Source organism: Candidatus Harpocratesius sp., assembly GCF_054039255.1.
In genome coordinates this window covers 1-26,660 of the sequence record NZ_JBPLBG010000074.1, presented here as the reverse complement: position 1 = coordinate 26,660, position 26,660 = coordinate 1, and the positions used below count along the sequence as shown (strand labels likewise).

The window sequence follows — 26,660 nt, the reverse complement described above, 5'->3', positions numbered from 1 at the left end:
AAAAGTTCAAATCACCATTAGGGAAAATCGATGCGGTCAAAATTGGGATATTGGGAGCAAAAGGGAGTCAAATAATGGAGTAAAGGCAAAAAACTTAAATTAGATTAATCTTAAAATACACTCAATTGATGATGAAAAAAAAAAACTATTTGAACAGGATCTAAATTCATTAATCGATGAATATAAAGAAAATTGTAATTTATATGGCTTCATTTTTACTTCTGCAAAAGAAAAAACAAATATTCATGAAACTTTTGCAATTTGTGAAGAAATGATTTTATGGGAGCAAAAAACACAAGGAAGCAAAGCGATTGGTATGGTAAATAACTAACTTTAACTATTAACTAATTAACTTTAGCCATTTCAAATATCAAATAACAATTTAACCACTTTATGCTTTGAATTCCTAAAAAATTCATCATAAAAAATTCATCATACTTGTTCTGATTTTCTTATGTTCAAAAAGATTGTAGAACCTGTCATAACATATTCGATTACTATTGATACAGAATGCATATATTCTTGAATTGCATCAAGCATTCCTTGAGCAAGACCAATCATAAACTGTGGCGATAAAGTATCTTTTAAGACAATTGATTGCCGATCTTCTTGTATAACTTTTATTTTAGCACTTTTTTCAAAAATTGGAATAAGCTCTGTTTTTAAAATCAACTCAGGATCAATAGAAAAAGAAGCACCCATTTTTAATAACGGCTCTCTTCGCTTCTGCCATAAATAACGACCAGTAATCCTTCCAGAAATGAATAAATCTTCAGAATTTTTGATTTTTTGAATAACTTGTGAAAAAAATTTTAAAAAATGAGAATTTGGATCATTATTTTTGATCAATTTTGATATTGTATCGTCGATATCTATTTTACTAGTAGATTTAACAAAAACAGACGACTCTTGATCTTTAACAAGTAGAACTCGTTCAATACTCCGTGGATTTAAATTTTCATCCAAATAGACAGTAATAAAATGATCTTTATGTGAGACAAGAATAGGAAGTATTCCCGAAGTTCCAAATTCTGGCTTAATTTGATCTGGATCGATTTCATATGCAAATGTTTCTCCACAAGTACATTCTAACCGAATTTTTTTCATATCTTAATCTATGAGAGAATCGATTTAAATATTTAATTATGGAAAATTTAATTAAAATAGTTCATTCAAAAGGTTAACTTAAATCAAAAAAAGAACATTCATGAAAAAATAAAGAAAAATACTTTTTTTATTAAGAATTCCTTAAAAAGAAAAAAAAACTATAAAACTGGAAAAATTTCAAAATGAATATAATAAATATTAACGTATAATGATACTATTTATACTATATAAATTGTATTTTAAATTCTTAGTATTTTTCTATTTACAAATCAATAAACATAAACAAATAAAGGTATAATTTTATGATCCATAAAATTGCTCTTTTAGGTGCCGGAGGTAGTGGTAAAAGTTCAATCCTTGAAATGAAAAAATCAAAATCTTTTCAAGAAAATAAAACAATAACAATTGGTGTGGATATTGAATTTATTCCTATTAGAAATCCAGAGATTGATGATGGTCAGGGTCAATTCTATACAGTCGATTTAGGTGGCCAGAAAAGATTTCAATTTATGCATGATGCATATATTAAAGGCATAGAGGGCGCACTGATTGTCTTTGATCTTTCCAGATATCGCACATTTGTTGATATTCCAACATATATAGATCTAGTTATTAAAGAAAATATCTCTATTCCAATTTTATTAGTCGGCAATAAAATTGATTTGATTTCACAAGAGCAAGAAAAACAATATGAAAAAGATCTTATAAATTTCTATGAGAAATATCGAGATAAATGCAATTTATATGGATATATTTTCGCTTCTGCAAAAGATAATTATAATATCGATGGAACTTTCGCAATCTGCGAAGAAATGATTCTTTGGGAAAAATACTCCTTACATGCTCAAATCTCTAAAAAAGCAGATCAATTACAAAATTAAAAGAAATTGCAATTAACTGTAAACTTCGCACTAGCTGTCGATAAGGACTAATAAGTGCGAATAAGTTTGAAAAATAGTTGATTTTTATTAAGTTAATCTATTATTTACTGATAATTGATAAGAAAATAGAAGAACCAGATACAACAAATTCTAAAAATTCAGGTAAATCTGTGTGCATAAAACTTTGAATAGCATTAACTATACCTTCTGTCATTCCTATCATAAATTTGGTTGAAATTACGTTTTCAAGCACATAAGAAAATTTATTTTCATGAATTACTTTGACTTGAGCTGTTTTTGAAAAAATAGGCAAAATTTCTTCAGATAAAATCATTGTTGGATCAGCGGAAAAAGTTGCACCCATCTTTAATATTGGTTCTCGGCGTTTATGCCATAAATATCTTCCTGTAATACGACCTGCTATAAATTGGTCTTCTTCTGACTTATATTCTTTCAACACTTTCGAGAGAAATTGTAAAAAATGAAAACGAGGATCAATAAATCGAATAAGTTTGTGAACTGATTCTTCAACATTATTGTGATTTTCTTTAGCAAGGATAATTGATTTTAAATTGCTATTTTTCAATAAAATTACTTGTTCCACCCTTAAAATATTATATTCTCTATCAAGTAGAACTGTAATTAGATGATTTTTATGTTTAAGAAGAAATGGTGGGAAAGAAGAATGTCTTATTTTTAATTTAAGATCTTGTGGATCAAATTTATAGGAAAAAAATTCTCCACATGGACATTCTATCCGAATTTCTTTCATAGATAGATCGAGGAAAATTCTCCTTAAAAATGTTTAACAATTTTTGAATGAAATCATATCTCAATTGTTCATAAAATCTTAGAAAAATTCTGAAAGGCAATAGGTTTGTTGGGGAAACCACTTATTGAGAATAACTCTATTTTCTTTTTTCAATCCATGTATCCAGCGAAAATATATTAATTCTGATATAGAACAAGAACCGTATAGCAAAGCAGTTAATGCACCAATTGATAATATAGGTTTTGTTCTATCCAATTCTGAACTTATCTTTGAAATATCAAGCCGATAATTATGCTGATGAAATTTTAATTCTTCAATAGCTTCTAATTTGTACACACCTGTATTCCATGGAGCGAGAGGATCTGAAATACTGAAAATAAAATTGCCAGTTCCTTCTACCTGAATATCTTTAAATGCTTCTTCAATATTTATAATTCTGGCCATTGTTTGCAAATGTTGGCGTATATTAACTTTTGTGAACCCTTGTAACCACGAAAAGTAGTTCGATTCATGAGGATATAAGGGTAAAACAACTTTGTGAATTTGATCTCGATGAAAATAAAGATAATAAAACAGACTATGCTTGGCTTCTAAACTAGAATGTAAAAATCGAACTCGATTGAATGTACCAATATCGTGTTCTCCAAATAATTGAAATCCATAACCAGAAATCGAATAACTTAGAAATCCTTCAGCAATCCCATCTGGGTTATATACAATTACTGCTGGGCTTTTATTATTTTTTAATAATTCATTCCATCTTTTTAGAGGGCGCTTGACTCCTCCATGAAATTGAGATATTGTATGATTATGTAACGTTTCATAAATTTTCGTAGCTTTATCGACTGAAGTTCTATGTATTTGATAACCTTCAGGAAGTGCATTCCATCTAGACAACCAGGCAGGATTGATTTCAATAAATCGGTGTGGATGAGTATTAATATAACCAAAATGCTTATAATATGAATCTTTGAAGGCATATAAAGTACTTACTGCCATTCCTGCTTTATATTCAGCGAAAAATGTTTCAGTAATTAGTTTACGAACATTCCCTTGTCCTCGATTTTCAGGACTTGTGGCAACCATTGCAATTCCCCCCATTGGTTTGAAAATACCACGAATATTTTGGAATAGTGGAATATTGCGAAGTACTGCAACAATTTTTTCGTTTTTTGTTGCAACTAAGTGATCTTCATAGGTTGTTTCGAATTTTACTTCAATATCATGGATCTCAGAAGCAGAAAATCCATAACTAAGGTGGTTTAATTCCATTATTTCTGATTTATCTGCTAATTCGGCTCTTCTAACTTCAATTTGTTCAATTGTCAAAATGAATACTCCTAGTGATTGGATATATCAAAAGCTCTATTATAAAATGAAGAGCTAATTATGATACTTAATAAAAGAGAATATTTAAAGAGATATCTTCAAAAATTGAGTAAAAAATAATTGGACTTTATTCTATTCATCCTGAGTGCGAATTAGTTTGGATCTAGCTAAATAAGATTATTTTTTTATGGAATTCGAGTCAAATATCCATTAGGGTAATGAATCTTTGGTTTCATGTCTGAAGAAGGTGATTCTGAAAGATTATCTATTTCATTCATAGTTTTGGATAAATTATTTTTAGGAAGATTTTTAATTTTCTGTACGTTTGCAGGTTTTTTTTGTTCACTCATAAATTGTCAGTCATCTCTATAAGATTATAAGAGCAAGATTTGAAATATTTAGCTTTTAATCAAATAATAATAATCTTGATCATTCTACTTGAAAAATAATATTTAATATCTATTTTTGAAAGTATAGAATTCTTTTTAATTGGTGTGAAATAGAAGATAAATTAAGATGGATTATCCATAAAACCATCATTTTCATTATTTCATTTATCTTCTTTATTTTTTTTGTTTCTTTTATAAAATTTAATAATTGTATATTTAATGTTGATTCTTTTTTATCTGTTTTTCTGATTTTACTGCAAGGTCTTAGAAGAGTATTTTAGATCCACAATTTCTGCTAAAGATTGTTCTATTTTTTCCATAGTCTTCCTTAAAATACTTCCATATTCTATTTCTCCGATGGTTACAGAAGTTAAAATTTGATAAGCCCCTCCAATGTCAACAAGATTAATTAATCCATGTTCATAGATACAAATAGTTTTAGTCAAAGCAAATTCTCGATTAAATTTCATGCAGATCATTTGACAGATTGTAATTAAACTCGCACTAACATGTGATAAATTTTCCATCTTCTCTTGAAGGCCTGCTTTTAATTGGTGAAGTTCTTGACGAAGTTGTTTTTTTTTAAATTCTGATTCTTCACGTAGTATTTTTTGAATAAGTTGTGCTTCACGCAGTGTTCGACTCCGGGAAATTAATTTTCCAAACTCATTACCTTTCCTTGATGTAATATATTTTTCGGGGAAGTTTTTAATACTTAATAGATTTTCACGAATTTTAAAAGAACATTTTTCTGAGGGAATTGTAAAATAATAGAGCAAATCTAAATCTTTACAAGATATAACTAAACTCTCAACAGGATTAATTGGAAACATGATCTCACGCAATTCACCCAATCCTTTAACACTTGAAAATTGCCCTGCAAATATTCTGGGTCCTTCAACAGCAAGATTTAAGAATGCATCAGTTTTAGAAGCATATTGAACTTCATCTGCAACTTGAAATCCAAAAAGACCAGAATTTCCTGTAGGTAATTTTAGTAAACTAAAATAATCATTTAGCCATGTATTTTCAGTTGTATCAAAATCTAACAAGTATTTAGAAAGAATTTTTTTTATTTTAGTTAATTCAGCAAGATTCACGTAAAATTTTCGATCTTTTATTTCAAAAACCGAAGGAATTGCAGAATTAAAATGATTGAATAGAGGTTCAGAACGCTTTAAGCCGTGATTCTGAAGAAATTTCTTCAAAATTTTCAAATTAAGTTGAATGGGTCGATTTTGCTGTGAAATGGTATCGTGCATGAACCTTGTTTGTCGAGAATGCTTTTTACCTGCATTCTGTAAGTATTCTACTAACTTTTGTCTACCTTCTTGAGACTCGTAATCAATATTCAATGATGATCCTTCACCAAATAAATTCATCCATTCAGGATTCTTTTCAGAATCAAATAAGGGGATGTGAAGATAATTCATATAATTAGTAAAATCAAATTTGGCAGATAAAAATCGGATCAATTCTATTATAGCGCGCCTACCAGATTCACTTCGATAATCAAACAAGCCGTTATTTTGAGGAACCTGCAGAATTTTTAATTCTAAAAGTTGTGAAATCAATTTTTTATAAATATCACCACGAGGTTCTGTGAGTATGATTTTATCCCAATGAGAATAGCGAGTTAAAATTCGTGCTCGTTTTAATTCATTAAGGGCTGAAACAAGATCACCATTCTTAGTTTTGGGTTTAATATCATCAAAAATTAAGCGATAATATCGAGGGCTTGAATAGATCACAAATTCTTCTAAAGTGATCCCCGTGGTATCCACCATATTTTATCAAATGAATACATGCTAATAAATATTCAAATGATTAAATATTCGCCTACTCATTTTTATTTAAAAGAGAAAAAAAGAAGCCGAATAATCAAAACCTTGATAGAATTATTCTGTAAATCCAAGATATTTCAATAATTTCTCTAATTTGTTCTTTGATTCAATATCTTTAGGATTAGCTTTTATTTTTTTCTTTAAAAACACAATTTCACCTTTTTTCTGCTCAATTGCTAAGATAAGATCTTTCCAATTGGCAAAATCATTGAGTAATATCGAAACATCCTCATCATCTTTAAAATTAAAAAGTTTTTTGGTAGATTTTTTCCTTGAATTACGAGATCTTTGTTTTTTTAAAGAACGTTCTTTTTTATGCGTAGATGATAAAAGATCCCGATTTAAACGACGATTTGCATTATTTATCATTCTTTTAATTGTAGCTTCAGCATTGAATATTTTTCTAATTGTATTTTCTAAGAGTTCATCATATTCTTCAATATCTCCAGGATGAATATCTTTTTTAAGGAATATTTCGCTTAAATATGTATATGCGCGCTCCAAATCTTCAATAAGGGGCAATACTTCTTTTGTAAAGCGTTCTCTTTCAGTTATTAAACTGGCTTTAGATGCTATATCATCATTTTGATAGACTTTGGTAGAACTATCATAAACACCTGAAAGAATATGATCATCCATCAATTGCTTTAAGATACCTTCTAAAAATTCAATTTCTTCTTCATCAGCCGTTCTTTCCTCAAGGAATGAATTTAAATCAATATATCCTTCAGCATTCTTCATCCGATTATAAATACCTTTAATAGTTAGAAATCTTTCGTTTTCTTGAAGCCATAGTCCTTGAATTTTTCCTGAAGATTTATTTTGTTGAATTGCCTCAATAAGCAATTGTGGAGCAACCTTATTTCGGGAAGACAGTCTTGCTACATCTAAAATATTATTTCGCGCAGCTTGTTTCAATATCATTGATGAGATCTTAGATTTTTCTTCTTGAATTCGTTTAGCAGAAAAGATTATTTTGTTATCCAGAATAAGATATCCATCAGGATGGCCCAAACTATCTATAAACTGAAGTAATTCTGAATAGTCCATCTGTAAATCGCGCATTAAAGGTTTTATTTCGACTTCATCAACATTCATAAGCTCTTTAGCAATTTTATCTAGTTTTTCATCTACTTTTTGAGAAATTTCTTCTTCTCCGATTTGCAATTCTTCTGCTAAAGCATGAATTTTAGACTTTCTTATATCAACATTTGGTTCTGATTGAATTTCTGCGATTCTCTTCTTTACATATTTTGAAAAATAGAAAACAGTATTGTTTCGATTCCAAAATCCATTCTTTTTTGTAAAGATTGGTTTTACGACCTTCCGATAAATTTCTACAGGAATACCTAATTGTTTTGAGATTTTTTCTAAATTAGCTTCCCCAATTTGCTCAGATGTACGAATTGATTGTTGGATTCGTGTCATTCCCAAATTTGTTAACCATAAATGATCCTTGTGAAATTCATTAAATAATTGCTCACGACAAAACTGTTCCAATCTTAGAAAATTTTCATATCCAAATTGATCTTGGTAAGTTCGCAAATCAATTACGTTATTACGGGTCATTTTGTTTTCAATATCTTGTTTAAGTCGAGCAAACGTATAATATTGAGTTCTATCTTTAGAATAGATTCCAGAAAATCGTGGATTATTAGTAATTTCTTCAAGAATTTCTTCAATTAATTTTGAATTATAGCGTTTTTTCAATGTCTCAATATTAATTAGCCCCATTTTTGTCAATTCTTTTTCAATCTCTTGTTTGATAAAATCTTTGCTATAGAAAAATTGTTTTGTTAAATGTCCTTCAATTTCCCCTTTATCAATTAAATCACGCAATAAAATTGCCCCAATTGCATGGTTTGTAATTCCTACATGTGTAAATGTTTTTATTATTAAATTAAGTTCCAGCTTTGCCCCTGATAAGAACTGAAATAATTCTTGTTTATCAAATATCAGCATCTTTTTATGATGTTTTTCTGTAAATACTAATGAATAATACAAATTTTCATCTGTTTCAGCTTGCAAATAGTTTTCGACTTTATCTACATCTAATTGCTGTTTTTCAGCAATTTCATTTAAATCCATGTATCTTACTAATGGAGGACGATTATGAATAATACGGAGCAAATCTCGTTTTGTTCGGTGTTTTTGTATGGCTTCTTTTAATCCAAAAATTTCTATTTGTAATAAATTAAGGAGAACATCACTACGTTTTGGAATATTACTTTCTTCATACATTTGAACAATGTCATTAAGATAGGATTTTAAAATTTTAATACTCATTAAAGGTTGAATCCGAAGTAATATATTTTCAAGAAATTCAAGAATTTCTGAATTGCTTTCATTTTTCAAACAATTAGTCAAAATAGAAAGATTCAGTAAAAAAACAGCATTATATTCTTCAGGAAATTGATTTAAAAAAAATACAGTATTTGATCTTACTTCTAAAGATGAATCACCTAATAACTCAATAAAACTTTGAATAAATGCGTTATCTACAGATCTTTCACTTTCAAATGAATGCAATAGTGTCCATCCATAAATTATTATAGCATTAGCGCGCTCATCAATCGTTCCTTCTATGATATAAGATTGTTTAATTCGATCAATAAAATCTAGTGAAATTAAATCAGGTAATTCTTCAACTAAAATCGATAGAATATATAAATATATATATGCACTAGAAGGACGATTATCTAAAATTGAAAAAATTTTGTCGATCTGGTTTGAAATTTTAGTGATCTTTCCTTTTTCATAGAATTGGTTAATTTTATTTACAATTTTTGATAGATTTTTATCTAATTTATCCTCTGAAATTTCGATTAACATAAAAACATCCCATTTTAGTATTTTGTGCTCGAATGGTTATTAGTTAGAATGTAAGCCAAAAAAAACATTGGTAACTTTATATTGTAAAATGAAAAAAACCATGATTGTAAATTAGTTGTGCGAATAAGTTTTATAAATAACTTAAAATAAAAGATTAAGATTTTGAGGCAATTCACAAACAGAATTAAGCAACAACGAGGGATTTTCTGCTTTTAATGCTTCAATTTTTCCATGACCTGTTAAGACTCCCACAGATTTTATGTTTGCATTTTTTGCTGCACGAATATCTGAAACATTATCACCAACAAATGCAATTATACGGCGATCGATTGAATTCCATTTAAATTTTTTTTTCAATATTAAAAGTGCCCCCAATATTGGTCTTGGATCAGGTTTTACTAAGAATCTTTTTCGATCATCACGAGTAATTACCACAGAAAAGAAATGTGAAATCTGAGTTCGTTTTAACCATTTCTCCAAACGTTTCTTTTCAGAATTAGTAATAATTCCCATAATAATCCCTTTCTTACTTAAATCTTCAAGCATTTGAAATACACCAGTAAATAAACTACTATATTGCCATTCAAATTTCTGTTTAGATTTACCAACTTGAAAAAAGAAACGCCATCGTTGAAAGGGATGAGGCAAGATTTCCTTAAAATTATGATACATCGCTTTAATACTGGCAATGTTTGAAGCTCTTGATGACATTTCAAATCTTCTGATAAGATCATTTGGAGTGAGAGAATATTTATCCAAATGATGCCACTTAAAACGCGGATCTTGTAATTTTTGTCGCATAATTCGTTGTGGACCTTTTGAATGTAAAAGTACTCCATCAAAATCAAAAAGTAGAACAAAGGGATGTTGCATTCTAATGTGAAAAATAGATGATCTTTTAAAAATTATCGCTCATTCCATTCTGGAAATAATTTATTTAAAATTGTTGGTATTTTGATAACACTTTTTAAAAGAAAATCTGGTTCCATCATCTCTAATTCCGTTTTTGAAGCATGGCCACTGAGAACCCCTATTGATTTTACTTTTGCTAGTTTGGCTGCAATAATATCTGATACATTATCCCCTACAAACGCAACTAAATTCCGGTCGATTCGAGGAATTTGATAATGTTGCTTCATACGCACAAGCAACCCCAATAACACCCTTGGATTTGGTTTTACTCCTAAAACTTTCCGATCATCACGAGTAACTACACATTGAATTATATCATTAAGTCTTTTATATTCAAACCACTTTTCGACTCGATTTCCAAATGAATTAGATGCTGCACCAAAAAGTATACCTTTTTCTGAGAGATTCCTAATCATTTCAATCGTTCCAGGAAAAAATTCATTATATTTCCAATCATATTTTTCCATTTGCCGTTTGAACTTTATGAAAAAGGTAATTCGGCGAATTCTTCCTGGAATTAATTGCATAAATTCAGAAGTCATTGCACGTAAACTACTTAAACTGCGAGCTTTTGCGGATTTTTCAAACATACGAATAATATCAAGAGGAGTTATCCCAGAAACGAGCGGTTGATTCCATTTAATCCAGGGATAGCGTAGCGCTTCAAATGCAGCTAATAAATGTCCTTGAGAATTTAACAAAACACCATCAAGGTCAAAAATTATTATGGGTGGATGAGGATCAATCATTTTTTTACTCTATTGTCTCCCAGTAGATTATAACTATGAAACATTATTTTTGATAGCAGGTATGTAGTCATCTTCAAATTTCTGCACAATCATATCAAGATGTGCTTCAAGTGAATCAGTCCAAAATGGATCTTTTAATTGTTTCTCTTCAATATAGAAATTTCGATCTCGAAGATAAGTGGGAAGTGGAATACTGGAATCATCCCATTTTTTCTCAAGAAATTCTAACCATTCTGATGGTAAGGGCTCTTCGATTTGGACACCTAGCAAATTTGCTAAAATCATTGACCATGTTCGAGCAACAACACCAATATTATAACCCCCTCCACCTAGGGCGAGAAATTTATCACCAGCATAATCTGATGCTAAATTATTAACAATTTTAAAGATTTTTTCTTGACCTTCAGTTGAAAGACCAGCATTTGTTAATGGATCCATGAAATGGGTATCAACTCCGCATTGCATAACTAAAAAATCCGGACGATAGGCATCCATTACTGCAGGAACTATTCGCTCAAAAGCTTCAAGATAAAGACGATCAAAAGTTCCAGGCAAAAAAGGAACATTCAATGCATAACCCTTTCCGTTTCCCTTACCGTTTTCGTTTAAATGTCCTGAACCAGGAAAAATTGTATGACCGTCTTGATGAAAAGATAGGGTTAGTACATGGGGATTTTCATAAAAAATCCATTGAACTCCATCTCCATGATGACAATCAACATCAAGATACATAATTTTCGTACCTGGAGGATTTCTATCCAAAATGAATTGAATCGCTACCGCCACATCATTTAAAATGCAAAATCCTGATGCCATACCTGGCATTGCGTGATGTAACCCGCCAGTTACATTAAAAGCACGTGAATGATTCTCTTCAAGTAAATATTTTGCACCAGCAATAGAAGCACCACAAACAGCCAAAGCTGCATCATACATTCCAGGAAAAATAGGATTGTCTCCAGGACCCAACCCAAATTCGGGATAAGATTTATATGAAGGGCGCGATATTTGATTTAATTCCTTTAATTTATCTAAATAAGCTTGAGTATGAATCCGTAAGATTTGTTTTTCAGTAGCAGGTGTGGGATTTATAATTTTAATATTAGAATGATCAAGAAGGTGATATGATTTCATCAATTCATAAGTAACTTCAATTCTAAGTGGAGTAAGTGGATGTCCTTCACCGAAATTATAACGATTATAGTCTTCAGTATAGACAAAACCAACGGGGTTCATATTTTTAAATCAGCACAAAAGCAAAAAAAGTTTTAGAAATTTTTACCAAATTTACAATTAGATGATTTTTTTTACATTTGTAATGAAATTGTAGAAATCTTTAATTCTTTCATTAGCATATTGGAAAACAAGATGATTATTTATTTTTCCATATTTATGCACAATTACATTTCTAAATCGTTTCATCTCTTTTAAAACTTCAACATTATCCAATTTTCCTTTCAATAAATCAAAAATATTCTCTTCATTTGAAGGTACTCCTAATTTAAAGATTTTAATCAGAATAGCACTTATATCGATAATTTCTTCAATACATATCTGAAATAATCTTTCAAGAGCTAATTGATCCTTTTTTGATGAAATATAATCCTTCTCAGTTTTAGGAATGATTTTCGAAAATAAAGACAAATTCTCTTCTAATTCGGCAATTTTAATAAATATACGCTGATGCTTATTGTTCATCTTTTAGGGCTTCCAAAAATGTGTTAAAATGAGGAGAGAATAAATTAAATTCTTTGATTTTATTGTAATATAGATCGAATAATGTGTCATAATTCTTATTTAGCAGAATTGTCCCAGTTTCTATTATTTCATTTTGAATGTATAATGGTAAATTATAGAAAAAACGAATATCGTATTTCTCTGGTAACAAAACTCTGTATCTCAATTCTAATTTTGGATTAATCTTATCTTCATATGAAATTAGGCAAATATCAATGTCTCGAAAAGATATTTGAGAGAGAAAACTCCCAAAAACAACAATGGCAAGTATTTCTGGGTCATTTTCCACATTTTTTAATAATTTAATAATATTATCATCAGATTTTAATTGATTTAACCGCATCTCTGTCAATATTTGCCGCATTAAACTCTATCTAACATACAGCTAAATAAATATATAAATTTACTTAGTTATCATCTTTCAAATAATTTGATAAGGTGGTTGCTTCTTCTCCTTGTTTCTTTATTCGGATTTGAGACTCAATTCCACGAGCTTTCCGCTCTAAAAACATAATTTCAGTCTTGGAAACTACATGTCTACGAATCATACCTTGATAAAGATATGTCATCAACAAATCAATCTCTTGAAGAATTTTAGGAGGAAAAAGACTTTGACGTATCTTGTTATAAATTTCAATATCTTGTTTCTTTATATATTGAAGATATTGTAAAGCATCAGGTGCCAGCAACACATTGATCAATTGATCGATCTTTTCTGCTAAAGTAGGTATTTTCTGCTTAGCACGTTGCTCAGCTAATTTTTTTTGTTTTAAAATAGCTTGCATTTTCTGCATCCGTAAGCGTTTTAATTCAATATCTTCTTCATTGGACATGTATATCACTTTTAACTATATCGTTCTCATGAAAAAAAAAATGAACAAACTTGAAAAATTTTCCGAAATTATAAAAAATAATCAAGTTTATAACGTGTTTTTTTTATTATGCTGATTTCAACTGATTTACATCCTCTGAAAATTGATTATCCACTATCTAGAAATCTTCCAAAAAATTTTATAGATTCACCATATCAAGAAGAATTTCGTGCTTCTTCAAAAAAAATTCCTTTTCGAGAACAATATGCTAATGAAGCGCGCCCACATATCATTAAACATATTCATTATCAATATGGAAAGATAAAGCAACGTAGTGCAATATTATATTATTACAATCAAAAACCCATTAGATTAATATATACAAAGTCAAAAGACCCATTTGTAAATAAATTAATGAAAATTACGCCTCCAAAAGTAAAATTTCCCCCCAATACAGCCTCTTCTCCAATTGCAAGAAGTCTTCGTGAAATAGCTTTAAAATGGATTGTAGAGCAATTTTTTAACACTTTAGAATACTTGACTTTTGATGAACCTCGCTTAGAAGAAGTTAATCCTGATTGTTTACTCCTTCCAATGAAAGAAGCAAGCAAAATTTTATATGTTTCCAATAAAAAAGAATCCAATAAACATCCAAATTTAGCAGAAATTGAAAGTCAACGCGCTTTATTTGTTGAAATTAAAGCTTATCATCAATCTACAAAGGTAGGAGAAAAAGAAGTTCTCCAGACTTATAATTATTCTAATAAAGGAGGAAAAGCACTGTTAATTACCACTGGAGAATTGGATACCTTGGAATCTTTAGATTTTCTTAATCGCAATTCTATTAAAAATTCCAGTGATAATGAAACATATAGTGAAGAAATTTTTACAGATTTTGCTGCACAAATAAAAAAAAAAAATAAAAGCTACATTAAAGACATTGACATGTCTACTTCACAAGATTCATATGATACCCGGGGAATTTACATTTCGGCTCATAAAAAAATTCAAAAAATGTTCCGCTATACTAAATCGTGGCCAGAAAAAATTAATTATAAAATTTTGACCAGTCCTTTAGATATCTTAGAATTCTTGACTGCAGATTGCAAATTAGGTTTGGTTGAACCACAAGCATTTCATAAACTTCTTGAACAGAGAAATTTACAAAATTCAGCAGATTTATTTAACCAAATTCGATCTCGATATTTAGAAGAAATTATTATTGATCCAACTGTTCTTTATCCACGATTATAAATGTTTAAATGGAATTGAGTAATAAATAATGCCAAAACCAACTTTACAAGAACACTTTCCATTATCAGACAAACCAGGTTCAGATTATTCTGACGTGGATTATAATCACCTTAGGCACATAGCAGAATCATCTACAGCAGTTACAACTCAAGAATTTCGACAAATCCTTCAGAAACATCAAGAATTTATTAGAAATGGAGGTGGAGGAGGTCAATGGCAAACAATGAATATAAATGGAGTGATATTAGGAATATATCTTGGTAAAAAAGAAATCAAAGGACAAGCAGTTTTGAATAATAGAAAATTAGATCAACTAAAATTAGTAGGAATTTCATTACCTTATGCAAATTTAGTTGGTATTCTAGCAGAAGGAATGAATTGGCATAAAATTAATTTAAATCACAGTCTTATTACTGATTCGATGTTAAAAGATACTTGTTTTGATGATGCTACATGCATAGGAACAGATTTTTCTAGATCCGATTTACGAAATTGCTCATTTAAAAATGCAAACTTAAAATACGCAGATTTTGAAAATTGCAATCTAATGGGTGCTGATTTTACCAATGCAAATCTCAAACATGCACGATTTCCAGGTGCTAATCTTGTAAATGTTATTTATTGAGGAATATTTAATTAAAAATGTATATCATAGGGGTATTACCCATTTTAGAGAGTATGTTACTTTTTTTCAATGGAATCATATATTTTGGTAATTGTATCATAAAATTGGTTAAAAATTGGTTTAAAATTGGTTAAAAATTGATTATTAAACAGAATTTCAAGAAAAGTATAATATATCTCATTATTTTTCTTGTAAATAAAAATTATTCAAGTTTTGCTTATTTCAGCGAAGGAAAGAATATTTGTGCCTTAACAATAATCTACAATCTACAATAATAAAAAAAAAACAAAAAGAAAAAAAATTATTTGAAAAAATAAAAGTGTAGATTAGTTAAATCTATACCTTTCACTACAAAAAAATCATGAGAACTATTATTATTTTATACCATAGCTGCTTTCTTCTTTTTCTTCAAAATTACGATTACAGCAATCACAATCCCAATTAAAATAACTCCTCCAACAATGCTTGATCCACTCGAATTCTCTGAACTTTCATCACTTGAGTCATCTGTAGAACTTGATAAAGTGTCATCTGAAGATCCAGTTTCTGGAACATCATATTTGAGATGTGGAGGATTAGAAAACGAACCTAAATATTGATTCTCCTTGGCTTGAATTGTAATCCAAGATCCATCTACAGTGATATCTGGCGAAAATACCAAAGTAATCTCAGATTCATCCAAATAATCAGATAAATTCAATGAAATTTCATCCGTAGATCCAGTAATTATTATATCTGTTAGATTTCCTGTATTACTACTGTAAATTGATATTGCATTTATATCATTATTCACAGTTGAAATCTGTAATTCTTCCCAATTTGCACCAATTATTACAGAAACGTGCACAGTCCAAGTTGCATCTCCGAATGCTACACAAGAACTTGAATACATAAGAGAATTGGCATCATCTGGAATTGATCCTAAATCGAAAGAAATTAAAGACATACAAATCCCTTTAATTCCATCTCCTACATCTAGTGATTCGGCACCACCAAAATTATTATTGGGTTCAGCCAAAGCACCAGATAAAGATAAATAGGTATCTTTTAAAGGTGCAATTTCGTTCACTCCAGGCGTCCAATCAGCTTGCACTGTTGAAATATTCAAAAAAATCAACATTGTAAAAATTAAAAAATTCCATAAAATTAATTGTCTTTTCATAAGTAAACACACATCCTAACTTTATCGAAATAAAGTTACTTACAATTATTGCCAGCATATTTAAGAACAATGGTAGTGAAGGAAATTTACCTGAAATAGAAATAAAATTTTATAAAAAAAAAAATGATTAAGATTTTTGTTTCACAAGTGTCGATTAGTCTATATCTTTTATTCTCATCTGCTTTCGACTATACTGAAAAATTACAAAAATAATTGGAATTAAAATAGTCACAAATAGAGACTCAAAAGGATAACTTGGTAAATTCAATTTAAAATTGGTTTTTGTTGTATCGATAATAGTAATATTCAAATGTTGATAATCCCCATAAATTTCTTCATCACCAAATTTCATTATTCTACGAACACGGATTAAATAATCACCCTCTTTATTTAAAGTAAAATTATACTGATAATTGGGAAGATCTGAGCCAAATTCATAATTATAACGAGATGTTGAATTGCTAAATTCAGTAAATGACTCATTTTCATAGAATATTTCCATTTGATAGCCTGTTTGAAACTTGTAATTATCTACATTTATTTTTACTCCTAGTGGAAATGTGTAAGTTTGGTTAGTAAAATAATTGAAATCAAACCAAACATCATTTTCATTCTCAGTAAATTCCTGGATACTAAAATTAATACTACAATCTGTTGTTTCTGACAAAGATTTCGCAAAAATCTGAAGAGCTAATTTATTATTTCGTAATGCGATCTCTTCTGAATAAAGAAAATCTTTTAATACATTATTATTAAGATCTTGAACTAAATATTCAAGATACATTCCTTGCAAGCAATTACTCACAATAACATTACTTAAAGTAATATTGTGATTACGAATTAATAATAAACCCAGTGAAGAATTATCTATTACAAGGTTTTTGATTACAACATTATAGCAATTAAAAATTAAAAGTTGGCAATATGCTTTTTCATTACCATCAATTATCAATGGATGAGATGGTGAATTATTTAGATTCACAAAAAAACCCATAGGCCGACTGTTGACAGTATTTCCTTCAAAAATGTTCTCGAAAGGATTAGACTTGTCTACAATGAAACCACAATTTTCTAGTTCATTGTCAGTATAGGTACATGAACCATTTTTTGACTGTATTCCTATGTCACAATTATCAACTACATTTTTCTCAACGATTGTGTCATCAAAAGATGAGTACCTCGTCAATATTCCTATTCCACCATAAAATTCATTATATAAAACCGATCCTCTTTCTACAATTAAAATTTTATTTTTAGGCATAACACGACATTCGCTAAGCGAATTCTGAGAAATGAGCACATTTCGACCAACAGTCATAATCCCTAAACCACAGAATTCAATTTGATTATTTTCAATAGTTTTTGAATATAAATAGCCATTATAAGTTTTAATTTTAATTCCATAATTAAAATGGGAAATATAACAATTCCTAATTATAAATGAAGCATTATCGTCCATGATAAATATTCCAATTGAATTTTTTGGATAGGGTAAATCAGTGTCGATTATAAAATCATTCCCTATTATTTCTAGATTTTCAATAATATAAGGGTCGTTGTTACTACCAGAGCCTGTAATAAAATCATATTTACTCCAATCTTGAGGTGAATGAATATTTATTGGTTCAATAGGTGTTAAAACTGTTCCTTTTTGAATTTTTGTGTTCAATTTTCCGATATTTTCTGAATTATAAAAGAGATCTACAGATCCATTGGTGACAGATGCAAATTGTTCATTATTGTAACCAACCGTACTAAATTCAGCAAAAATAATAAAAAAAACAATCAAAATAAAGAAAATCTTAAAATTTGAAGTTTTTTTTAGAAAGAAATATTTAATCCTTTTTCGTTGTAATTTAAACATCATTTTTCTCTCACATTTTTGTTAACAAGATTCCTTAAAAAGATTTTCGATCTATTTATATTAACACAAACTAATCGGCACTAATTGGCTCTTATTCGCACAAAAATGAATTTGAGATTGAAACAGATCTAACCTTTTAAAACATATTCGCACAAAAGAAATAGTGTCAGTGAAACTATCTGCAGTCTTTTACAGTAAGAAAAAGAAAAAAAAAAAGAAAAAGAAAAAGAAAAATAAAATTAAAAATAAAAAAAGAATCATTATTTTACAACTAAAATAATAATTTATGGCGCGAATTAGTTTATCATCTACCTTGTATAGGAGTTCCGCAACTTTCACAAAATTTTCCGCTTTTGGGTAATTTTGCACCACAATAGTTACAATAAGTTCTATTTCCAGGAGTGGTTTTGATGGGAACACCTAAAGATCGTCCTTCTTTCTTTTTACCACAATTCGGACAATATACTGCATCGGGTTCCATCTTTGTTCCACATTGGCTACATTTTATGATGCTACTTTTCGCATTTAGATCAATAGACGTTCCACTTGTCTCATTTGAGGTTTTCGTTGATAATGTTGATGATAACGTTGATGCAGCAGTGCCAGGTTTCTTTAATTTATCTTTATTGGCTTTCTGCTTTCGTCGAGCTATAATCGTTATAGTCAAAAAGCCACCTGCAATAATTAAAATCCAAATTAATGTAGGCCGAGCATTTGCCCATTGTTCTTCGACAGATACAGGATTACTCGAAGTATCATATGTTACATCAAAAGTAATATCTACATATTCATCTGCATTGAATAAAGGATCAGCATAAACAAAAAAATACCATGTACCACTTGTAGGAACTACAATATTATGTTGTGAAATAGAAGTTACTCCATATTCATAATATAGTGCGGATGAAAAATCTGGAACATCTGCCATGAAAATATTCAAAAATACATTCACATTTGCTACTGAGCCTTCATGGGAGTTATAAACCACGATATAATAATCTTGATAACCATCAGGAATGTTTAATGTCCCACTTGAACCAAGTGAATCTACATCTACGTCATATGTCGAATAACTGTTATAGTAATACCAATCATAGAAATTATTTCCATCCATGATTAGAAAATCAATAGGGATATCACTTGAATATTGATATGTAATTTGCGAACCAGGATTTAAAAAGATCTGATAGTATTCAAAATCATTATAATTCAAAACAGGTGTGAAAGAAAATTGCAAATTCTGATCAATTACAGGAAATTCATCAAATGGATGGTCTGCAATTATAAAACTAATCGGTCCAGGAGAAGACTGAATTGAAAAATCAATACTATCTCCACTTGAAATTTTCTCATATTCATACCAATACTCATTCACATAAAGTGTTTCGGTAGATCGATAATTTATTTCTCCAGTTGAACCAGAACTAAATGGATATGCGATTGCGATGCCAAAAAGGGGGAGAAAAATCAATAAGAACATAATTAAAAATATAGTCCCACTTACCCAATATGCTGGCGCATAATACCATGGACGGTAATAATATCCATACCACCAATGGCGTCGATAATACCATGGTCGATAATAATATCCATAGTAATATCGATGTGGATAATAATAACTATGAGAATATGGGCCCCGTCGACTTCTACTTGAATATGTTCGACTTGCCCCTGTTCGGCCGAAAGGTCTTCCACCTGAAGAACGGGGTGAGAATGAAGAACTACCACGAAAATGGCTTGATCTAGAAAAACTACTTGATCGAAAGCCGCCTGAAAATCCTCGTGATCCACCTCCGTGAAATCCACCACCGTGAAATCCGCCGCCGCCACCAAAGCCGCCGCCACCACGGGGCATATTACTTACCTCCTGCTCCACTTACCGCTGGTTTTGCGGTATTAATATCAGTATCAATTGATTGACGGAACACATTATCCCGGAATAAAGCTAAAATGACAAAAATTATCGCTAAAATCGATAATATCAAGCCCAATATATTCACAGAAATACTTCCAGCAACTGCCATGACGCCCATTCCAATTGCGAGAATTATCCATTCAATAATTAGCGCCCCAATCATTATAAATGGTAGAATTACTCTAACAAGTTGATTAGTCCGAAAATGTTGGAAATCAGAAAAACTCGCGTAAATTATGGAAAAAAATCCCAAAATCCCCGCAATCAGCGTAATTATACTCCAAATGATAACAACAATCCAAAATCCATATCTTCCTGCAACATCTAAATAAGAGATATAATAATTAGCTCCATGTGCGTCAAGTAAGAAAAAGTGTAATACTCGATCATTTGCTACATTTTGAGGAATTCCATTAAAGAATCCAACTACACCAATCAAAGGAAGAACAAATCCCAAAATTAAAGCAAAGGTTGCACAAACACTCGCAAACCAGAATTCTGCATTTTTTGGGTTCTCAACTGGGATCAACCCTATTTCATCAATATTTTCATCAGGGATATAGCTCCAAACATCTTGGATTGTAACTACCCCCAACAACTTATCGTTTTCTATCACAGGAACTACATTTACATGTAGGTCACGCATCCGTTCGAAAGCATCGATGACATTAGTTTCTGTTGTAACAGGCTCTATTGTATACATAGCCGAAGTGACTTTTACAGTTGTTGGATCTTTACCATCTGCTACTACATTTTGCACAATATCAAAATCTGCAATTACTCCCAATACTTTTTTTGTTTCTTTATCAATTACCACTAAATCAGGAATTGCCAATTCTTTCATTTTTTGTGCTGCTTGAACGATAGTAGCATCCGAATTAATAATGCTATATTCATCATCGATTACTAGATCCTTCACAAAATAATCTGGCTTCTTTTTCGTCATATTAATCACAAATCACCTTGTAAAAAAATTTTTATATTTCTTTATTTTTTCAAGATTTCTTGATACTAAATATTATCAAAAAATCAAAAAAATCTTCTACGTAATATTTTGCACTCTCTTACAGTTTAAAGCTTTTGTCTCTTTTAAATAGTAATTGACTTAAAGTTATATTACAAAATATTTTTTTTTATTTTTATGATGACATTATACTATATCGTGTGAATTAGTGCGAATTAGTTTGAAGAAATATTTTACTCCATTTTCCTGATTAACTTATTCGCACTGTAATTTTGAGTATATTTTAAAATATGACTTTTTCCTACAATTAAATACATCTTAAGCAAGTCATGGAGTGATTTAAAGAGTTCTGATGTTATTATTAAAAATTATTGCCAAAAATAGAAACTTATTCGCACTGTAATTTTGAGACTAAGGATGAAATTGTGAACAAAATTCTTTCAAATTTTGAAGTTAATTTGATTCATTTATTTATTTATTTTATCAAGATACCAATTTTATACTCGAAAAAATTAAATAATTCGAGTTTCTTATATATCCTTAGAAAATGGGAATTACACTTCTGAAAGAACAAGTTGTAAAAATTGGGTCGAAGGGAGAAATTTTCCCCCCTAAAGAGATTCGAGAATTATTAGGTTTCACTTCCAACCAATCGGTGATATTGAGCGTGGTGAACGACAAACTGGTAATTCGAAAAGTATTCTCTTATCAGGATATCCTAGATCGCCCCGCAAAAGTTAAAATTAGCAAACAAGCATGGAAACAACTGAAAGTAGATTTTAGCGAGGAAATAAATCAATGAATATTTTGTTAGATACATCTTTTTTATTACCATTCATTCAAGTTGAACCCTCGAATATTTCGGGGAAGAAACTCAAGATGATTTTGAACAAACAAGAACACACATATGCATATTGTGAATTATCCATCTTTGAATTAGTTGCAAAAGGGATGAAAATTTGTCATAATTCAGAATTGACTATTAATGAGATTCGTGCAGGGATAGATACATTGGTTTATCGTAGCCCATTGCAATCAATCAATTGGAAATCCCATCCAAATCTATTTGAGATTGCTTACACGATAAGAAACGAACATAATGATACACTCGATTGTCTCATCTTTACGACTGCATTATATTTTTCGGATTGTTTTGCTACCGCAGATAATACTTTATTGAAAAATATTAAAAATAACGAAGTTTTGGCTAAACAAATAATTTCAACTAATCCTCGTTTTTATCTTTGGCTTGATGACCTTAAGAAGCCCCCGATATTATTGTCTAAATTATTAGAAACAGAATGAGTCTTTCAGGTTTAAAAAAAGGATGTCAGTATAGAGATGATACCATTAATACGGTTAAATGATATGCTACAGAACAAATCAACATGATTTTTAACGAATGGACTTCAATTGATTCTATTTATTATATAAAATTCAAAAATAGACATGAATATGAAGAAAAAATGAAGAAAATTGAAGAAAAATGAAGAAAATTGAAGAAAAATGAAGAAAATCGAAGAAAAATGAAGAAAATTGAAGAAAAATGAAGAAAAAAACTTATTCGCACTAAAGGTTAAAGAAAAATACAGATTTTTACCCCTTTTTTGCTTTAAACCTTGTATGAATCTACCCATTGAGAATATTTTCTAACCAAAATGATCAGAATCAATATAAACAGTACGATATCAATCCAACTTACTACTTGATAGACTATACTTAACGGTTCAATTTGCATATAATGTTTAAATAATGCTGCGGCACTAGCAGTTGGAATGATAAAAGTCAAAGGTTGTAACCAATTAGGAAGACTTGAAACAGAATAATAAATTGGTGGTAAATATCCAAAAAGTAATGCAAGAATTTCAGGGAGAGAATCTACTCGTTTAATACTTTTAATTGAAGTACCTATGAAGAACCCAATAAGAATAAATGCAATCCATAATGCAACACCACATATTAAAACAATAAACAAATTTATAAGCGTAATTTTTTTTAAAATAACTAATAATCCAAAAGAAATAAGTACATTTGGAAGAGACAATATAAATGACCCCATTGCAAATCCCATGATATATGTAAATTGCGAAATACCTGATGCTACATAAATATCTTGCAATTTAAACCAATGTTTATTTAAGTAAATCGACCCAGCCACGCTAATTCCGTTAAAAGTAAATGTTACTACAATAACACCTGGAAGAGAACTAATCAACCCATTTATCCCTAAAAAAATATATGCAAAGAATACAGGTAAAAATACAGAATACATCCGAATCACGAAAATAAGCGGATCTTTCAAAGAAGGCAAGATATCATATAATCCAATATAAAAAGCATCTCGAAACCTAATTGTCATGATTTGCCCCCACCATTTGAATAAATGCTTCTTCTAACGTAGATTGCCTAATTTGAATAAAACGCTTTTCTTTTATTGCATGTGATATAATATCTATCATTTCTTCTTGAGAATCTGCAATTATAGTTAATGGTTCACTTTCTATATCATTCATTTTTGGGCTTAACGTAATTTTTGTTTTCTCATGTGATTGTGCTTTAGCTTCTGCAGGGGTTCCTGAAAAAATTATCTCCCCTTTTTCTAAAACCAATAAATTATCTGCTAAAAAGTCGGCTTCATCCATGTAATGAGTTGTTATGAATATTGTAATCCCACTAGATGCGAGTTGCTTAATCATCCTCCAAATTTCACGTCTACCAACTGGATCAATCCCAACTGTTGGTTCGTCAAGAAATAACAATTCTACATCAGTCGTTAATACCATTGCTAACATAACCCGTTGCATATTACCACCAGATAGTTCTGCAACGATCTGATTTTTATATTCTTCCAGATTCAATTGCTTAATTAATTTAAGGGTTTTTTTCTTTGCTTCTTGACGCTTCATCCCCCGGATATTAGCGATATAAAAAATATTATCATATACAGAAAGTTGCATGTTAGGTTTTGCTCCTTGTGGAACAACCCCAATTTTTCCTCGAATTTTTTCAGGTTCTTTAAGACTATCAATTCCAAAAATTCTGATAGTTCCTGAAGTAGGTTTAAGCTGTGTCCCTAATATTCTTAGTAATGTAGTTTTTCCTGCCCCATTCTTTCCTAATAAGCATAAAATCACCCCTTTTTTTATAGAAAAGGACAATCCACCTAATACTTCTTTTTCTGAATTATATTTATGATGTATATCTCGGACTTCTATTAAATTAGACATTATTTTCCCATCTACTTAGTAATATTCACTAATATCAATTTGGATGTAATATTCTGAATAATCAAGCCATTAAAATCAACATAATTCAATGAATTGAATAATTCATGATCAATAAAATATTGTAATTTCTTGAGTTATTTAGTTATTTTTCTTTTTAGAATTTTCTTCTCTAATTAGACGACATTTTTCAAAGAAAGCAGGAAAAATTAAAATTTTTAAATAAATTAGAAAGTTAATGAATTACATATATAATATTTTATCTAATAAATTTGTTAGTTAATTCATTTCAAACTCTTAGTAAATATGCTTATCCTTGGCAAATAAAAAATGGTAATACTAAATAAATACGATGAATTAATGCACCGCATCTCGTATATCTTAATAAATTTCTTCATCATAAGCATACACTACAATTAGAAGAATCTATTTCAATTTCAATCAATTAGTTTCTGAATAAATTGTTCTGAAGTGTAAATTGTAATACTTGGAATCCACTGAAAATGTTTTGAATTATTCGTAATAAGATCTAATTTTAATGCTTCACATTCAGTACCTATCATGAAATCTCGAAAATGATGTTTAAAAGGTAGAGTAGATTTATTTTTTTTTACGAATTTTAATAATTTCGGAATATTTTTTGAGTTCCACTCAATGGAAATAGCATTGAATTTAGAAATATCATTTTGAAAATCTTCCCAGGTAAATCCGCGCAAAATGTAATAATATCCCGTTTCAATTTGAACTATAGTAGGTAAATAGATATCAAATTCAGAGTTGTGAATGGTTAAATACGCAATAAAATCGCGATGACGAAAAATATTTGTATCGAGAGCTATTCTATTTTGATGTGGTGTGTGTTTCAATTTAAATTCTCCAAAGGTAAATCATCTAATCATCTATAATATATTCATCGAAATCCTCATTATTCGACAATAATTTTAAATCTAAAGCTTTTCGCTCAGGATCTTGCTTCCAAAGTTGTGTTAATGATTGATTTAATATTTTTTGGACTTCTTTACTACTAGTTTTTTTTTCGAGATTTGACGATTTTTGAAAAAGAAATTTCTCATAAATTTCAAGAGCTTTTTTAATGATTTCACCTTGTGGTAAATCCAATAAAGCGGATAATTTTTATAGACGTAGACGGGTCTGTAAATTAACCGCCACAGTTGAACGAGCAAGCATATAGTAAATAAAATAAATTATGTATAAAAATCTATTTACATGTTTACATGAAATTATGTAAAAATCAAAAATCCCCAAAACTTATCCACAGTCTGAAATGACTATTACAAGAATGTGTAAAAGAAAATGTGAAGATTTCAAAGTTGAAAATATGACCCTCTGCCTGAAAAAAAAAACAATCTAACAGAATCATTCCTAATTTGGAAGATATAATAACTAAATGAATGATTAAGGTAAATAACTAAACGAATGGCTAAGGTAAATAACTAAATCAATCCCTAAACTTAAATTAAATAAAAAGGCGAGTTCGGCAACTGCTTTTTATTCTTCAGCAAGATCTCAGTCAAAACCTCATCGCCTGAACCTGCATGTAACTGAAGATATTCAATAGTTGAAGGATTTGCTGCCCTAATCAACCAAGCACGATGAAGCTCAGTAAAGCCATGCGGAAATCGGCGATCATCCAGAACAGCATCGGGGTTATTTTTGAGAGTCACATAAGCTACTGCCAAATCGGGAACAGTAGGCGTGAAAAGGGGCACAAAATAGGGCTCTCGCTCCTTGCACATCTGCTCGTAGGTAAAAAAAGGAGTAGTCTCCATATATAAGTCGACATCGTCGAGATAAGGAATTTGATTTTTGATATACTTATCATCAATAATAAAAATACCGAAAAAGCCATTGCCTGCACGAAAAACCTTCAAAAACGTATCCCGATTAAAAGGCTCAGGATTATAATTCCAACTCTTTAAATACTCCTCATCTTGATTCATTTTTGTTTGCCTAGATCTCTGAAATGAATTCAGAGGAATACCCTTCCTATCGTAAAGTGGTATCGGATATTCGGAATTTATTCGACGAGATACCGCATAAAACAACCAGTAGGTCTCATACGGAAGACCATCCTCATCTACCGGTACGATATCAGGCCCAGGTAAAGGGATTGTAAACTTTGTTCCAATCTTTGTACATCTATATTTACGGAGATCAACACCCATACGCCAATAATAATCAGAAATCCGAAAAAAATATCCAAATTCATCGTTCCATGGACAGGGTACATCTAAATATTCATCACTAAGAATAACTGGAACTGGAAA

At 29.9% G+C, this 26,660-nt stretch carries 26 protein-coding genes; 5 read left to right on the top strand and 21 right to left on the bottom strand.

Translation table 11 applies throughout. The features are described 5' to 3' along the window. Positions 1-432: 432 nt before the first annotated feature. A complete protein-coding gene (locus ACXLDF_RS16765) occupies positions 433-1,107 on the bottom strand; it encodes a hypothetical protein (protein WP_457559705.1) in 675 nt (224 codons plus the stop codon). 302 nt (positions 1,108-1,409) lie between these two features. On the opposite strand from ACXLDF_RS16765, the gene ACXLDF_RS16760 reads away from it, so the two are divergent. After that, a complete protein-coding gene (locus ACXLDF_RS16760) occupies positions 1,410-1,988 on the top strand; it encodes a Rab family GTPase (RefSeq protein WP_457559704.1) in 579 nt (192 codons plus the stop codon). Between the two features lie 100 nt (positions 1,989-2,088). Here the strand turns inward: ACXLDF_RS16760 and ACXLDF_RS16755 are convergent, their stop codons facing one another. From ACXLDF_RS16755 to ACXLDF_RS16705, 11 genes are all read right to left on the bottom strand, one after another. Beyond that, on the bottom strand, positions 2,089-2,760 hold the full coding sequence (locus tag ACXLDF_RS16755; protein ID WP_457559703.1) for a hypothetical protein: 672 nt from the start codon (positions 2,758-2,760) through the stop codon (positions 2,089-2,091). Positions 2,761-2,838: 78 nt separating this feature from the next. Continuing rightward, positions 2,839-4,089, bottom strand: a complete 1,251-nt coding sequence (locus ACXLDF_RS16750; RefSeq protein ID WP_457559702.1) for a GNAT family N-acetyltransferase — start codon at positions 4,087-4,089, stop codon at positions 2,839-2,841. A 185-nt stretch (positions 4,090-4,274) separates the two neighbouring features. Beyond that, positions 4,275-4,439 (bottom strand): hypothetical protein, encoded by a 165-nt coding sequence (locus ACXLDF_RS16745; protein ID WP_457559701.1) that lies wholly within the window; start codon positions 4,437-4,439, stop codon positions 4,275-4,277. Positions 4,440-4,729: 290 nt separating this feature from the next. Next, on the bottom strand, positions 4,730-6,265 hold the full coding sequence (locus ACXLDF_RS16740) for a hypothetical protein (RefSeq protein WP_457559700.1): 1,536 nt from the start codon (positions 6,263-6,265) through the stop codon (positions 4,730-4,732). A gap of 111 nt (positions 6,266-6,376) precedes the next feature. After that, complete coding sequence (locus ACXLDF_RS16735) at positions 6,377-9,154, bottom strand: hypothetical protein (protein WP_457559699.1); 2,778 nt, start codon at positions 9,152-9,154, stop codon at positions 6,377-6,379. A gap of 141 nt (positions 9,155-9,295) precedes the next feature. Further along, positions 9,296-10,027 carry an HAD family hydrolase gene (locus ACXLDF_RS16730; protein WP_457559698.1) on the bottom strand — a complete coding sequence of 244 codons (732 nt, stop codon included), beginning with the start codon at positions 10,025-10,027 and terminating at the stop codon, positions 9,296-9,298. A gap of 32 nt (positions 10,028-10,059) precedes the next feature. Further along, positions 10,060-10,815, bottom strand: a complete 756-nt coding sequence (locus tag ACXLDF_RS16725; protein ID WP_457559697.1) for an HAD family hydrolase — start codon at positions 10,813-10,815, stop codon at positions 10,060-10,062. A gap of 33 nt (positions 10,816-10,848) precedes the next feature. Beyond that, positions 10,849-12,051: an acetoin utilization protein AcuC gene (locus ACXLDF_RS16720; protein WP_457559696.1), complete on the bottom strand. Its 1,203-nt coding sequence runs from the start codon at positions 12,049-12,051 to the stop codon at positions 10,849-10,851. Between the two features lie 57 nt (positions 12,052-12,108). Continuing rightward, positions 12,109-12,513, bottom strand: a complete 405-nt coding sequence (gene hepT, locus ACXLDF_RS16715) for a type VII toxin-antitoxin system HepT family RNase toxin (protein ID WP_457559695.1) — start codon at positions 12,511-12,513, stop codon at positions 12,109-12,111. Beyond that, complete coding sequence (locus tag ACXLDF_RS16710) at positions 12,503-12,916, bottom strand: hypothetical protein (RefSeq protein ID WP_457559694.1); 414 nt, start codon at positions 12,914-12,916, stop codon at positions 12,503-12,505. The genes hepT and ACXLDF_RS16710 overlap by 11 nt, the downstream gene beginning before the upstream one ends. Positions 12,917-12,959: 43 nt before the next feature. Further along, the gene (locus tag ACXLDF_RS16705; RefSeq protein ID WP_457559693.1) at positions 12,960-13,385 is read right to left on the bottom strand and encodes a hypothetical protein; all 426 of its coding nucleotides are present in this window, start codon (positions 13,383-13,385) and stop codon (positions 12,960-12,962) included. Positions 13,386-13,493: 108 nt separating this feature from the next. Between ACXLDF_RS16705 and ACXLDF_RS16700 the strand changes: the two genes are divergently transcribed. Further along, on the top strand, positions 13,494-14,618 hold the full coding sequence (locus ACXLDF_RS16700; RefSeq protein WP_457559692.1) for a hypothetical protein: 1,125 nt from the start codon (positions 13,494-13,496) through the stop codon (positions 14,616-14,618). 28 nt (positions 14,619-14,646) lie between these two features. Continuing rightward, positions 14,647-15,243, top strand: a complete 597-nt coding sequence (locus ACXLDF_RS16695; RefSeq protein WP_457559691.1) for a pentapeptide repeat-containing protein — start codon at positions 14,647-14,649, stop codon at positions 15,241-15,243. Positions 15,244-15,622: 379 nt separating this feature from the next. Here ACXLDF_RS16695 and ACXLDF_RS16690 read toward each other — a convergent pair whose 3' ends face one another. The 4 genes from ACXLDF_RS16690 to ACXLDF_RS16675 form a co-directional block, all read right to left on the bottom strand. Beyond that, positions 15,623-16,405 carry a hypothetical protein gene (locus ACXLDF_RS16690; protein ID WP_457559690.1) on the bottom strand — a complete coding sequence of 261 codons (783 nt, stop codon included), beginning with the start codon at positions 16,403-16,405 and terminating at the stop codon, positions 15,623-15,625. A gap of 154 nt (positions 16,406-16,559) precedes the next feature. Beyond that, positions 16,560-18,272 (bottom strand): right-handed parallel beta-helix repeat-containing protein, encoded by a 1,713-nt coding sequence (locus ACXLDF_RS16685; RefSeq protein WP_457559689.1) that lies wholly within the window; start codon positions 18,270-18,272, stop codon positions 16,560-16,562. Between the two features lie 301 nt (positions 18,273-18,573). After that, positions 18,574-20,124 (bottom strand): zinc ribbon domain-containing protein, encoded by a 1,551-nt coding sequence (locus ACXLDF_RS16680; RefSeq protein ID WP_457559688.1) that lies wholly within the window; start codon positions 20,122-20,124, stop codon positions 18,574-18,576. A gap of 1 nt (position 20,125) precedes the next feature. Further along, positions 20,126-21,130 (bottom strand): CBS domain-containing protein, encoded by a 1,005-nt coding sequence (locus ACXLDF_RS16675; protein ID WP_457559687.1) that lies wholly within the window; start codon positions 21,128-21,130, stop codon positions 20,126-20,128. A gap of 565 nt (positions 21,131-21,695) precedes the next feature. On the opposite strand from ACXLDF_RS16675, the gene ACXLDF_RS16670 reads away from it, so the two are divergent. Both ACXLDF_RS16670 and ACXLDF_RS16665 read left to right on the top strand, forming a co-directional pair. Then, positions 21,696-21,950: an AbrB/MazE/SpoVT family DNA-binding domain-containing protein gene (locus ACXLDF_RS16670; protein WP_457559686.1), complete on the top strand. Its 255-nt coding sequence runs from the start codon at positions 21,696-21,698 to the stop codon at positions 21,948-21,950. Further along, complete coding sequence (locus ACXLDF_RS16665) at positions 21,947-22,453, top strand: PIN domain-containing protein (RefSeq protein WP_457559685.1); 507 nt, start codon at positions 21,947-21,949, stop codon at positions 22,451-22,453. Before ACXLDF_RS16670 ends, ACXLDF_RS16665 begins: the two co-directional genes overlap by 4 nt. Before the next feature lie 307 nt (positions 22,454-22,760). Here the strand turns inward: ACXLDF_RS16665 and ACXLDF_RS16660 are convergent, their stop codons facing one another. The 5 genes from ACXLDF_RS16660 to ACXLDF_RS16640 all read right to left on the bottom strand — a co-directional run. Continuing rightward, positions 22,761-23,507: a hypothetical protein gene (locus ACXLDF_RS16660; protein ID WP_457559684.1), complete on the bottom strand. Its 747-nt coding sequence runs from the start codon at positions 23,505-23,507 to the stop codon at positions 22,761-22,763. Continuing rightward, positions 23,497-24,375 (bottom strand): ABC transporter ATP-binding protein, encoded by an 879-nt coding sequence (locus ACXLDF_RS16655; RefSeq protein WP_457559683.1) that lies wholly within the window; start codon positions 24,373-24,375, stop codon positions 23,497-23,499. Before ACXLDF_RS16655 ends, ACXLDF_RS16660 begins: the two co-directional genes overlap by 11 nt. 434 nt (positions 24,376-24,809) lie before the next feature. Then, a complete protein-coding gene (locus ACXLDF_RS16650) occupies positions 24,810-25,238 on the bottom strand; it encodes a type II toxin-antitoxin system VapC family toxin (RefSeq protein WP_457559682.1) in 429 nt (142 codons plus the stop codon). A 25-nt stretch (positions 25,239-25,263) separates the two neighbouring features. Further along, complete coding sequence (locus ACXLDF_RS16645) at positions 25,264-25,491, bottom strand: hypothetical protein (protein WP_457559681.1); 228 nt, start codon at positions 25,489-25,491, stop codon at positions 25,264-25,266. Positions 25,492-25,844: 353 nt separating this feature from the next. Next, a partial coding sequence (locus tag ACXLDF_RS16640) for a hypothetical protein (protein ID WP_457559680.1) occupies positions 25,845-26,660 on the bottom strand: 816 nt, incomplete at its 5' end.

Coding starts and splice junctions, on each gene's coding strand:
- ACXLDF_RS16755 (WP_457559703.1), bottom strand. CDS start 2,760: ATGAAAGAAATTCGGATAGAATGTCCATGTGGAGAATTTTTTTCCTAT.
- ACXLDF_RS16705 (WP_457559693.1), bottom strand. CDS start 13,385: ATGTCCAATGAAGAAGATATTGAATTAAAACGCTTACGGATGCAGAAA.
- ACXLDF_RS16655 (WP_457559683.1), bottom strand. CDS start 24,375: ATGTCTAATTTAATAGAAGTCCGAGATATACATCATAAATATAATTCA.
- ACXLDF_RS16735 (WP_457559699.1), bottom strand. CDS start 9,154: ATGTTAATCGAAATTTCAGAGGATAAATTAGATAAAAATCTATCAAAA.
- ACXLDF_RS16710 (WP_457559694.1), bottom strand. CDS start 12,916: ATGCGGCAAATATTGACAGAGATGCGGTTAAATCAATTAAAATCTGAT.
- ACXLDF_RS16740 (WP_457559700.1), bottom strand. CDS start 6,265: ATGGTGGATACCACGGGGATCACTTTAGAAGAATTTGTGATCTATTCA.
- ACXLDF_RS16695 (WP_457559691.1), top strand. CDS start 14,647: ATGCCAAAACCAACTTTACAAGAACACTTTCCATTATCAGACAAACCA.
- ACXLDF_RS16745 (WP_457559701.1), bottom strand. CDS start 4,439: ATGAGTGAACAAAAAAAACCTGCAAACGTACAGAAAATTAAAAATCTT.
- ACXLDF_RS16680 (WP_457559688.1), bottom strand. CDS start 20,124: ATGCCCCGTGGTGGCGGCGGCTTTGGTGGCGGCGGCGGATTTCACGGT.
- ACXLDF_RS16700 (WP_457559692.1), top strand. CDS start 13,494: ATGCTGATTTCAACTGATTTACATCCTCTGAAAATTGATTATCCACTA.
- ACXLDF_RS16660 (WP_457559684.1), bottom strand. CDS start 23,507: ATGACAATTAGGTTTCGAGATGCTTTTTATATTGGATTATATGATATC.
- ACXLDF_RS16685 (WP_457559689.1), bottom strand. CDS start 18,272: ATGATGTTTAAATTACAACGAAAAAGGATTAAATATTTCTTTCTAAAA.
- hepT (WP_457559695.1), bottom strand. CDS start 12,513: ATGAACAATAAGCATCAGCGTATATTTATTAAAATTGCCGAATTAGAA.
- ACXLDF_RS16730 (WP_457559698.1), bottom strand. CDS start 10,027: ATGCAACATCCCTTTGTTCTACTTTTTGATTTTGATGGAGTACTTTTA.
- ACXLDF_RS16665 (WP_457559685.1), top strand. CDS start 21,947: ATGAATATTTTGTTAGATACATCTTTTTTATTACCATTCATTCAAGTT.
- ACXLDF_RS16670 (WP_457559686.1), top strand. CDS start 21,696: ATGGGAATTACACTTCTGAAAGAACAAGTTGTAAAAATTGGGTCGAAG.
- ACXLDF_RS16760 (WP_457559704.1), top strand. CDS start 1,410: ATGATCCATAAAATTGCTCTTTTAGGTGCCGGAGGTAGTGGTAAAAGT.
- ACXLDF_RS16725 (WP_457559697.1), bottom strand. CDS start 10,815: ATGATTGATCCTCATCCACCCATAATAATTTTTGACCTTGATGGTGTT.
- ACXLDF_RS16690 (WP_457559690.1), bottom strand. CDS start 16,405: ATGAAAAGACAATTAATTTTATGGAATTTTTTAATTTTTACAATGTTG.
- ACXLDF_RS16675 (WP_457559687.1), bottom strand. CDS start 21,130: ATGACGAAAAAGAAGCCAGATTATTTTGTGAAGGATCTAGTAATCGAT.
- ACXLDF_RS16720 (WP_457559696.1), bottom strand. CDS start 12,051: ATGAACCCCGTTGGTTTTGTCTATACTGAAGACTATAATCGTTATAAT.
- ACXLDF_RS16765 (WP_457559705.1), bottom strand. CDS start 1,107: ATGAAAAAAATTCGGTTAGAATGTACTTGTGGAGAAACATTTGCATAT.